This window comes from Pseudorhodobacter sp., from assembly GCF_030452865.1.
GTDB lineage: Bacteria > Pseudomonadota > Alphaproteobacteria > Rhodobacterales > Rhodobacteraceae > Pseudorhodobacter.
The window spans coordinates 1-2,925 of the sequence record NZ_JAKDLJ010000425.1 but is presented as its reverse complement, the minus strand read 5'-3'; the positions used below and the strand labels follow the sequence as shown (position 1 = coordinate 2,925).

General features: G+C 62.7%; 2 protein-coding genes. One reads left to right on the top strand and one right to left on the bottom strand.

Going from position 1 to position 2,925, the window contains the following annotated elements; translation table 11 throughout:
• Positions 1-98: 98 nt before the first annotated feature.
• A complete protein-coding gene (gltX, locus tag L0H65_RS17495) occupies positions 99-1,514 on the bottom strand; it encodes a glutamate--tRNA ligase (RefSeq protein WP_301460504.1) in 1,416 nt (471 codons plus the stop codon).
• Between the two features lie 88 nt (positions 1,515-1,602).
• Between gltX and L0H65_RS17490 the strand changes: the two genes are divergently transcribed.
• The coding region (locus tag L0H65_RS17490; protein WP_301460503.1) for a ComEC/Rec2 family competence protein at positions 1,603-2,925 on the top strand (1,323 nt) is incomplete at its 3' end.

The window sequence follows — 2,925 nt, the reverse complement described above, 5'->3', positions numbered from 1 at the left end:
GTCGTTTCTGCCATGTTCATCCCTCTTTTCGGTTGGACCCCCGCGCGGTGAAGGGGCATGCTGTCTTCAATCCCTGGTCGCCTTCGTCGTGTCGCGGTTCAGGCGGCGTCTTGCAGGCGGGCAATGGTTTCGTCCCGCCCCAGAACCAACATCATATCATAGACACTCGGCGTCGCACTGCGGCCTGCCAGGGCGGCCCGTATCGGTGCGGCGAGTTTGCCAAATCCGATGCCATTGGCGGCGGCGTGTTCTGTCAGAATAGGCTCCAGCGTTTGCTTGGTCCAGCTAACACTTTGCAGGCGCGGCGGCAATGTTTCCAGTATACCACGGGATACCACATCAAGTGATTTCGCGGAGGCCACATCGGGAAGGACCGGGCGGTCATTCAATGCAAATTCTGCCTTTTCAATAAGTTCTGGGAATGTCTTCGCGCGCTCTTTCAAGCAATACATGCCAGCCAGCAGCTTGTGACGCTGCGCCGATGTCAGCTTGGTTTTCCCGCTCGCCGCCAAAAACGCCTCCAATTCATGCAGCAGCGCAGCATCGTCGCTCGCGGCGATATGCTGCCCGCACAGGTTTTCCAGTTTCTTGAAGTCCAGCCGTGCCGTCGCACGACCGATTCCCTCCAGATTGAACCACTCCAATGCCTGACCAGTGGTAAAGAATTCGTCATCACCATGCGACCACCCCAACCGGGTCAGGTAATTGCGCATTCCTGCCGCCGGATAGCCCATGATCTGATATTCCTCGACCCCGGTTGCACCATGGCGTTTCGAGAGTTTCTTGCCATCTGGGCCGAAAATCAGCGGGATATGTGCCCAGACCGGAACCTGCCACCCCATCGCGTCATAAACCATGGTTTGCCGCGCGGCATTTGCCAGATGGTCATCGCCGCGGATCACATGGGTCACACCCATGTCATGGTCATCCACCACCACTGCCAGCATATAGGTCGGCGTCCCGTCAGAGCGCAGGACGATCATGTCATCCAGCAGATCATTGCGGAAAGTAACAGCGCCCTGCACCTTGTCGTCAATCACCGTCTCGCCGGTTTGCGGCGCTTTCATCCGGATCGCATAGGGCGCGTCAGGGTGCGTCGCCGGGTCGGCATCGCGCCAAGGGCTGTGGAAAAGGGTGGAGCGTTTTTCCGCGGTGGCAGCCTGGCGGAAGGCTTCGATTTCTTCCTGTGTTGAGAAGCACTTATAGGCCGCACCCTTGGCCAACATCTCATGCGCCACCGCCGCGTGACGGTCTTTCTGGTCGAATTGGCTGACCGCTTCGCCGTCCCAGTCAAGGCCGAGCCAGGTCATGCCTTTCAGGATCGCGGCTGTTGCCTCGGGGGAGGAGCGTTCACGGTCGGTATCCTCAATCCGGAGCAGGAATTTGCCACCGCGACCGCGTGCGAAAAGCCAGTTGAACAGCGCCGTGCGCGCGGTGCCGATATGCATGTAACCGGTCGGCGACGGGGCGATGCGGGTGACAACAGGGCGATCTTCGCGGCGGGCTGCGGACATGGCGGGTGTTAACCTTTCGGAAACGAGGATGGATGTATGTTTGGCCCCGTGTCTAGGCAATCACGGGGGCAGAAACAAGGTGGGCAGGTTGGCCGCGATTCTCGTCTTCCGCGGCGGGTGGCTCGCCTCGGCGCGCGGGCTGCTGTTCCCTTGGGTGCCCGTGCTGATCGGGGTCGGGATCGGGGTCTGGTTCGGCTTGGTGGAGGAGCCGGGGCTGCCGGGTTATGCCGCGATTGGCGTGGGGATTATCGGCGCTGGAATCGCGGCGCGATGGGGGCCAGAGGCGCTGCAACCTCTGGCCATCGGACTGGTGTGCGTTCTGCTTGGCATGCTGGCGGCGGGCGTGCGGGCACATTGGGTCAACGCCCCGGTGCTTGGCTTTCGCTATTACGGGGCGGTGGAGGGGCGGATTGTCGCCATTGACCGCTCCCAATCCGACCAATTGCGCCTGACGCTGGACCGCGTGGTGCTGGAACGGACCGCACCCGGCAGGCTGCCGGCGCGGGTGCGCATTTCGCTGCACGGCGATCAGCGGTTCTTGCAGACGGAACCGGGGCAGACCATCATCGCGACTGCCCATCTCTCTGCCCCCGATGGCCCGGTGGAGCCGGGCGGGTTCGACTTTCGCCGCATGGCGTTCTTTGACCGATTGGGCGCGGTGGGCTATACCCGCGTTCCGGTGTTGCTTCTGGCACCGCCTGCGCCGGGCGCGCAATGGATCAACCGGCTGCGCGCAAGGTTGCGCGTCTCGGTGGAGACGCGGATCGCGGGGGATCCCGGTGCCTTTGCGGCTGCGCTTGTGACGGGCGACCGGATCGGGATAAGCCGGGCCGCGCAGGATGATCTGCGGGCCGCCAACCTGTCGCATCTGCTGGCGATTTCGGGGCTGCACATGGCGTTGCTGACCGGGTTCATTTTTGCCACGCTGCGCTATGGGCTGGCTTTGGTGCCGCCGCTGGCGTTGCGTTGCAACTCGAAGAATGTGGCGGCGGTGCTGGCGTTGTTCGCGGGTGCGGTCTATTTGCTGCTCTCGGGTGGCAATGTCGCGACGGAGCGTGCCTTTGCCATGGTCGCGGTGATGCTGGGCGCGGTGCTGTTTGACCGGCGCGCGCTGTCGATGCGGTCGGTCGCACTGGCGGCTTGCGTGTTGTTGCTGGCGCAACCCGAAACGCTGTTGGAGCCGGGGTTCCAGATGTCATTTGCGGCGACCGTTGCGCTGATTGCCGGCTATTCCAGCTTGCGCGGACGCGCGCGACCGGGGCGGATTCCGGCTTGGGTAATTCCGGTCTTGACGGTGATTTTCACCTCATTTCTGGCCGGGATGGCGACCGCACCGGTGGCGGCGGCGCATTTCAACCGGATCGCCGGCTATGGCTTGATTGCCAATGTTCTCGCGGTGCCAATGATGGGG

Excerpts from the sequence above, each read along its gene's own strand:
- gltX (WP_301460504.1), bottom strand. The coding sequence starts at position 1,514 with ATGTCCGCAGCCCGCCGCGAAGATCGCCCTGTTGTCACCCGCATCGCC.